Raw genomic sequence first — 6,052 nt, forward strand, 5'->3', positions numbered from 1 at the left:
CGAATCTCACTCTCTCCGCCACCTTTTGCGGAGAGGTGGCTGAGTTGGTCTAAGGCGCCCGCCTGGAGAGCGGGTAGGCAGAAGCTCTCTGCCTCGCGGGTTCGAATCCCGCCCTCTCCGCCATGTTGTTTCTCTGATGTATGTGTGGATCTCCGGCCTTCGTCGGCCCGGTTTCTCGGCAGCCAGGCGAGAATGGGCAGTAGGCGGTGTCAAAGCGGCGGCGCCGCGACATCATTAGGCTTCGTTTCAAGAGGCTCGCGAGAGGCTCGTATCCGCCGTGTGTCGGCGGGGCTCCGTTGTGGCAGGGCGGAGATGCCGGGGCGAGTCCCGGCACGTGACACGGGCAGCATCTGGCTGGGAGGTCCCGCGAAAGTTTGGTCGTGCTAGACGGGGAGGTAGCGGTGCCCTGAACCCGCAACCCGCTATAGCGGGGTCGAACTCCCACCCGAGGCCGTTTCCTCTTGGGGCCTGGCCCTGTTAAGTGGCGAAGATGGCTGGGTCCCGCGCAACGGATGTCTGTGAACCCCGTCAGGACCGGGAGGTAGCAGCGGTAAGCAGAATGTTCCGTGTGCCGCGGGGGCGCCTGGTCGGAGCCGGCTGGCAGGTTACCGCCTGGGAAGAGCGTTCGACGGTGGGTGCACGACCGTTGTTCTAGTTGCCGGCCGAGCCGTGTACTGCGGCGGGTCGGCTTTTTTATTCGGTTGGTGGCATTACTATAGAAGGGTCCCGTGCTCGTCCCCCGTGCCTCGTCTTGTTGAGACTTCGGGACACCCCCTGGGCGCGGGCGCTGGCGCTGGCGGGCGCTTCTCTCGCCCGCGTGCCGCCTGCCGCAAGGCTCCATGCGTTGTGTGCCAGGGTGCGTGCGGGACGGAGGGAGCGCTGCGCGGGCCCGCCTTCGTCGTGCGCAGGCGGCGGGGCCAGCGCGACGGCGCGGGGCGGCTCGTGCGGCTGCGCCACCCCGCTCTGCAGGAATCCGGGACCCGAGCCAGAACTACATAAAGTCGGTGTTCGCAGCAATCCCGAGAGGGGGGAAGAGCTGGTGGCGTACGTCTCCATGTACAGGCGCTGGCGACCTCAGACGTTCGATGAGGTCGTAGGGCAGGAGCATGTTACGCGCACGCTGCGAAATGCCGTGGCCGCGGGTCGCATCTCCCATGCGTACCTGTTCTGCGGCCCGAGAGGCACCGGCAAGACCAGCGTCGCAAAGCTCCTCGCGAAGGCCCTGAACTGCCAGAACGGCCCGACTCCCGATCCGTGTGGCAAGTGTGAGGCTTGCGTCCGTATCAGAGACGGCCGCTCGATGGACGTCATCGAGATCGACGCCGCGTCGAACCGAGGCATCGATGAGATCCGCGAGCTGCGGGAGAAGGTCAAGTTTGCGCCTGTCGAGGAGAGATACAAGGTCTACATCATTGACGAAGTACACATGCTTACGCAAGAGGCGTTCAACGCGCTTCTCAAGACGCTGGAGGAGCCTCCGGCGCGCGTAGTGTTCGTGCTTGCCACCACGGAGCCGCACAAGGTGCTTCCCACCATTCTATCGCGGTGCCAGCGTTTTGATTTCAGGCGCCTCACAAACCGCGAGCTCTCCGCACGCATCTCCGCAGTGGCAGCTTCCGAGGGAATCCAGATCTCCGAGGACGCAGTGAAGCTCATCGCCTCCTCGGCCCAGGGAGCGGCCCGTGACGCGCTGGGCCTCCTCGAGCAGTGTGCGGCGTACACGGGCGGCATCGTGACCTACGACGACGCCGTGGCTGCCATCGGGGTTGCTGGGTTCCAGAAGGTGGCGGGATTCTGTGACAGCGTGATACACAAGGATCTCGCCGCAGCTCTCACCCTCGTTCGGGATCTCGTGGACAGCGGGCACGACCCCGGCCAGTTTCTCCGCGACGTCATCGAGCACTTCAGGAACCTGCTGGTGCTGCGGGCGTGTGGTTTCAAGACGGAGCTGGTGGACGCGCCTGAGGCCTCCCTCGACGACCTCAAGAGGCAGGCTCAGGCCCTTCCGTCGGCGGACATACTTCGCGCGATAGACATATTGAGTGCGGCAGAAAGCGATATGCGGTACTCCGCAGCTCCGCTCCTTACGCTCGAGATAGCCACGATCAAGCTGGTGATCCCCGTATTGGCCAGCTCCGCAACGGAGGTGGGGTCCGCTTCGACGCTTGGGTCTTCGCCAGTGGAGCAGGAAAGGCGCCCGGCTGCCACTGGGGGGCCGGCGCTGAGATCGCAACAGGCCCGGCCCGGCGGCGGGCCTTCGCAGCCTGCGCCGCGCCCGGCTGGGGTGGACGCGAACCGTGAAAGGCCCGCGAGAGGGCCGACGGGTCGTGCCACGCTCGTGGGCGGCACCACGCAGGCCAGGTCAAGCCCGGCGTCCGCGGCGGAGCCAGCGGCTTCGTCCAGACCTTCGTCCTCGTCCCGGCACGGGCCATCGCCCGAAGCCTCCACGGAAACCGCCGCATCGGCGGCACTCGCCGCACCAGACGCCCCTGTGCGGGTCACGGGATCACCGGTGCTGGGGCCCGTCACGCGGTCCACCACACTTGAAGAGGTGCGGGCCAAGTGGGGCGACGTCCTCGTCGCCCTGAAGGGCAAGGGGGCCGTATTGACCTGGTACAACCAAACGACGCCTGTCGCCCTCGTGGGGAACGAGCTCACGGTAGGCTTCCAGACGGAGTTCCTCAGAGACAGGGCGTCCGATGCACGCTACAGGACCCCCGTAGAGGAGGCTTTGAAGGCGATCCTCGGGGTCGACCTCGCGGTGAAGTGCGTCGTCTCGCCGCAGCGTGACCCGGTACAGCCTCCTCCGGCCGAGGAAGTCCCATGGCCTGACACCGATGATGCTCCCCCGCCGGGGTCGGCCGCAGGGGCGCTCGGGATGCGCCCTGCCGAACCCACGGGCGAAGAAGCGCGAGGCGAGACTGAGCGCCCATTTCCGTCCGACGTGGCGCTGCCTGGCCCAGAGTCTCGCGCTCCCGTCCCCGGCGATGGCAACCTCAAGACCGCCAATGGTAACGGGGACGCCAACGGGGACGCGAACGGTGACGGGGTAGAGCTGTCCGACGCTGAAAGCGAGGGCTTCGCCGCGAGTTTTGCCAAGGCAAAAGCGGCGATCATGGATCACCCGGCTGTCAAAGCGGCCCTTTCGGTCTTCGGCGGCAAGGTCTTCAAGATCGAGATATAGCCGGGCGCAAGTCCGCTATAGTAATGTAGTGCGGCGGCAAGACATGCGGATAAGCGCAGGCCGCGGAAGGGCGCGCAGCACACGACGATTCGGGGGGATAGCAGGTGGGCTTCAACAACGTGAACATGGGCAAGATGATGAAGCAGATCCAAAAGGTGCAGGCCGACATCATGCGGGTTCAGGAGGAGCTCAAGAACAAGACCGTAGAAGGCAGTGCGGGCGGCGGCGCGGTGAAAGTCACGGCCAACGGCCACCAGGAGATCGTTGCAATCGAGATCTCGCGCGAAGCGGTGGACCCCGAAGACGTGGAGATGCTTCAGGATCTCATCCTCGCGGCCGTGAACGAGGCGCTCCGGAAGGCCCAAGAGCTTGCGGCGAGCGAGATGGGCAAGGTTGCTGGAAACATGGGCTTGCCTGGGCTTCCGCCGATGATATGACCGGCCCGCGCCCGTGCCCGAAGGGAGCACCGTCATGCCGCGTTATGCTGCGCCTTTAGCAAAGCTCATAGATCAATTCACCCGCCTCCCGGGGATAGGCCCGAAGACCGCCCAACGCCTTGCGTTCCATATCCTCAAGACCCCGCGTGAGGATGTCGTGCGGCTTGCCGAGGCCTTGCTCGAGGCCAAGGATCGGATACTCCACTGTTCTGTCTGCGGGAACCTCACCGAGGCCGACCCATGTCAGATATGCTCGGACACCGCCCGGGACCGATCTGTGATAGCCGTGGTAGAGGAGCCCAAGGACGTCATGGCCCTCGAACGTACGGGGGAGTTTCGCGGGCTTTATCACGTCTTGGGAGGGGCCATCTCGCCCGTGGACGGGGTCGGCCCAGATGACATCCGCGTGAGGGAGCTCTTGGAACGCTTGAAGGATGGCACCGTGAAAGAGGTCATCCTCGCGACCGACCCGAATATCGAGGGTGAGGCAACGGCTATGTACGTGGCGCGCCTCATCAAGCCCCTTGGCGTCAGGGTGACGCGGATAGCCCACGGGCTCCCTGTGGGTGGCGACCTTGAATACGCGGACGAGGTCACACTCACGCGCGCCCTCGAAGGGCGCCGAGAAATGTAGCGCGCCCGCGGTCCCGCAGGCATAGTCCGCCCGCGGAGGAACCATACTGTATCCCGAGGATGCAAGTTCCAACCCCAAGGAGATCGTCTGGAGGGACCAGTGTGGCGGAGAGGGCGGACGATCGCCAGTCTAGACCGGTGGCGAGACTCCTGAATCCGGCGGCGGCTCATGCGGGGACACCCCGCGATCGGGATCGCCGTCTGCCGAACGCGGGATGCTCTGCAACAGCGTGGGGAGCCGACTTGCAGCGGCGCTGCGTCGCTCGTGTCGTCGCGCTTTGTGCTCGCGTCCGCGCATCTGTCGGCTGCGCCCTGGCGAGGGCGGCCTTCGCGATCGAACGGGTGGGTAAGCAGCGCAGTGGTACGCACCGCGTCGGGGACCAGGCAGGGCTCGTGAACGTTCCCACGTTTGAGGAGGCCGCAGAGGCCGCGCGCGAGGAATGGGCGCGCGCGATGTCCTACTTTGACCAGGTCGTGGATCCGGACCTTATCGACTACGCCGCTTATTCGCTGAGGGCGGCTGAGCGAAAGTACGTATACCTGCTAAAGAAGGCCCGCGAAGAGAGCGCTTTGACCGCGCATACATCCGCGAGGTAGCGCATAGCGATGAAAGAGAGCGGTTGAGGGAAGCGGAACCCGCGTGTCGGCTTCATCATGGCCGCGCAAGAAGGGGAGGGACCTCGCGGGATGCACGTGGCGACCGTCCTTGCATGGGGTTTTGCGCTTTTCCTTCTCTATGTGGTGGCCTACATCCTGTACGTGCCCCTGAAGATGATCGCTCGGCTCGCATACAATGCAGTGCTCGGAGGCCTTGCGCTGTACCTCGTGAACTTGGTCGGGAGATTCTTCGGATTCTCGGTTGCGATCAACCCGGCCACTGCCTTGATAACTGGGCTTCTCGGGCTCCCGGGGTTGGCGCTCATCATCGGTCTGAAGTACGTGATCGTGGGTGGCCTGTGAGTCCCTAAGTATGTCGCCAGAAGCTCGCACTACTTTTGGGCGGGGCGGTCGTGCCTAAGGCTATCGGCCTTGCCCTCCGGGGACCGTGCGCTTGCGGCGCGCCTCGTTCGAATTCGGCGCTTAAGACAGCCGAATTCTCCATGCCCCGTCGTGCAAGCACCGGGAACCGTAACGCCGTCAACAAATGAGACGAAGACTTATGGCGCCATACTTGGCGCGAGCTCCTTGGGCGCGGCAACGCCAGGTGCCGCCGGGTGCTTGGAAGGACCGGCATCGAGCCGTTCCTGGCGAGCCCTCGCGAGCCATCCGCGGACCTGCCCGGCTTCTTTAATCGCCCGAGATCAACGTCGCCTGTACAGCTCAACGCCGCCTGTACCGGCCTGGTGCTGGGGTCTTGCGGGGAGTGCCGGACAGCGACGGGATTCATAATCTGAAGTATAGATGCGAACGAATGAGCATTATAAAAGGGGAAGCGCACAAATCGACCTATATCGAGCTATATCGCCTGATTAGTGGTTGCACGGTTTGGCCAGAGGTGGTATATTTACAACTGCCGCCCGCAACAAGGCGGCTTTCGTAAGCGGGAATGGCCGAGCGGTGTGAACCGCGAAGGCTGGTCCTGCGACAGAGAAGGTTGCTCCTTGAAAACTAAACAGTGAGCTAAGGCAAGGTGCGGTTTTGATTTAGAGCTTGTGTGAGGGAGCTAGAGACAGCTCTTCGGGTATTTTACGGAGAGTTTGATCCTGGCTCAGGACGAACGCTGGCGGCGTGCCTAATACATGCAAGTCGAGCGGGGGTGTTGAGGTAGCTTGCTACCGAGGCATCCTAGCGGCGGACG

General features: G+C 64.1%; 5 protein-coding genes, 1 tRNA gene, 1 rRNA gene and 1 other RNA gene. All 8 read left to right on the forward strand.

Annotated features, from left to right (window positions below):
- Positions 1–29: 29 nt before the first annotated feature.
- A tRNA-Ser gene (locus GX515_07860) sits at positions 30–123 on the forward strand.
- Positions 124–378: 255 nt separating this feature from the next.
- Positions 379–643, forward strand: an RNA gene (ffs, locus tag GX515_07865) — signal recognition particle sRNA large type.
- Positions 644–1,039: 396 nt separating this feature from the next.
- Positions 1,040–3,184, forward strand: a complete 2,145-nt coding sequence (dnaX, locus tag GX515_07870) for a DNA polymerase III subunit gamma/tau (protein ID HHY32916.1) — start codon at positions 1,040–1,042, stop codon at positions 3,182–3,184.
- A 104-nt stretch (positions 3,185–3,288) separates the two neighbouring features.
- Complete coding sequence (locus tag GX515_07875) at positions 3,289–3,621, forward strand: YbaB/EbfC family nucleoid-associated protein (GenBank protein ID HHY32917.1); 333 nt, start codon at positions 3,289–3,291, stop codon at positions 3,619–3,621.
- Between the two features lie 34 nt (positions 3,622–3,655).
- Positions 3,656–4,255, forward strand: coding sequence for a recombination protein RecR (recR, locus tag GX515_07880; protein ID HHY32918.1), 600 nt, complete (start codon positions 3,656–3,658; stop codon positions 4,253–4,255).
- Between the two features lie 59 nt (positions 4,256–4,314).
- Positions 4,315–4,851 (forward strand): DUF2508 family protein, encoded by a 537-nt coding sequence (locus GX515_07885; GenBank protein HHY32919.1) that lies wholly within the window; start codon positions 4,315–4,317, stop codon positions 4,849–4,851.
- Between the two features lie 90 nt (positions 4,852–4,941).
- A complete protein-coding gene (gene bofA / locus GX515_07890) occupies positions 4,942–5,214 on the forward strand; it encodes a pro-sigmaK processing inhibitor BofA (GenBank protein HHY32920.1) in 273 nt (90 codons plus the stop codon).
- A gap of 724 nt (positions 5,215–5,938) precedes the next feature.
- Positions 5,939–6,052, forward strand: a 16S ribosomal RNA gene (locus GX515_07895); the annotation flags it as partial.

The sequence above is a fragment of the Bacillota bacterium genome (genome assembly GCA_012842395.1).
In the GTDB taxonomy this organism is placed as follows: Bacteria; Bacillota; SHA-98; order UBA4971; family UBA4971; genus UBA6256.

Excerpts from the sequence above, each read along its gene's own strand:
- recR (HHY32918.1), top strand. The coding sequence starts at position 3,656 with ATGCCGCGTTATGCTGCGCCTTTAGCAAAGCTCATAGATCAATTCACC.
- GX515_07885 (HHY32919.1), top strand. The coding sequence starts at position 4,315 with ATGCAAGTTCCAACCCCAAGGAGATCGTCTGGAGGGACCAGTGTGGCG.
- bofA (HHY32920.1), top strand. The coding sequence starts at position 4,942 with ATGCACGTGGCGACCGTCCTTGCATGGGGTTTTGCGCTTTTCCTTCTC.